General features: G+C 44.1%; 1 protein-coding gene and 1 pseudogene. Both read right to left on the bottom strand.

Annotated features, from left to right (window positions below; genetic code table 11):
- A partial coding sequence (locus tag N473_RS22290; protein ID WP_196766458.1) for a S49 family peptidase occupies nt 1-686 on the bottom strand: 686 nt, incomplete at its 3' end.
- Nucleotides 676-879: pseudogene (locus N473_RS22295) on the bottom strand (phage portal protein); the annotation flags it as partial. The pseudogene N473_RS22295 and the gene N473_RS22290, both read right to left, overlap by 11 nt.

Below are 879 nucleotides of genomic sequence, written 5' to 3' on the forward strand. Positions count from 1 at the left end.
CCTTGAACTTCTTTTGGCAGCTTTTGATACGGATTACCGTCAACTTTAAACTCGCCAGAATGGATCAAAGTTATATCAACTCCTACATCATCAAGTTGCTTTTCATACGATGTGTGAGCGACTAAAACGCCAACAGAGCCAGCTTTACCAGAGCGAGTTATCCAACGCTCAGTACATGCTGAGCCAAGGGCCATCGCAGCGCTGCACATGGTGTCATAACAAAGTCCATAAATTGGCTTAATATCTCTGTATTTTCGAATTTGGTCAGCGCAATCAAAACAGCCAGCAGCCTCCCCACCAGGCGAATCAAAGTCAATCATTACAGCTTTCACATCAGGATCGCTCATTGCATCATTTAGCCTAGCAATAATGCCATCGTAACCAGTTGCGCCAGACCTCGGCTGTACATAGCCATATTTATGAAGCAACGTGCCAGAAACTGGCAGTATCGCTAAACCGTCAATGACTTGATATGGACGATCTCGTTCTCGACTAGAACCATAACTACTCGCCATTTCAATGAGTTGATCTTGATTGAGTACGTTTCCATTTACATCTACAAGTTGGTTAACACCTGATCTGAGTGCCAACGCACCAAAAAATGTAGCTGCATAAGTCGGCTCTAAAAATTGAGGTTGATTGCAAGCACGACTTAAAATGTGTTCGTATGAATTGTTATGCAGCATTTTGCTGTGTCCCTCCGTCATCCTGATTTGCAGCATCAAAGCCCATCGCCAGCACCCAGCTAGGCGGCGGCAAGCCTTTTGCTTTTCGCTCTTCTATTTCACGCGCTTGTTGTTCGAATACTTCAATGTAATCCTCACCCATCAAAGCAAGCTCTTTTTCATATGTAGACAGGCCAGATTCAATCCTTAAGAT

The sequence above is a fragment of the Pseudoalteromonas luteoviolacea CPMOR-1 genome (assembly GCF_001625685.1).
In the GTDB taxonomy this organism is placed as follows: domain Bacteria; phylum Pseudomonadota; class Gammaproteobacteria; order Enterobacterales; family Alteromonadaceae; genus Pseudoalteromonas; species Pseudoalteromonas luteoviolacea_K.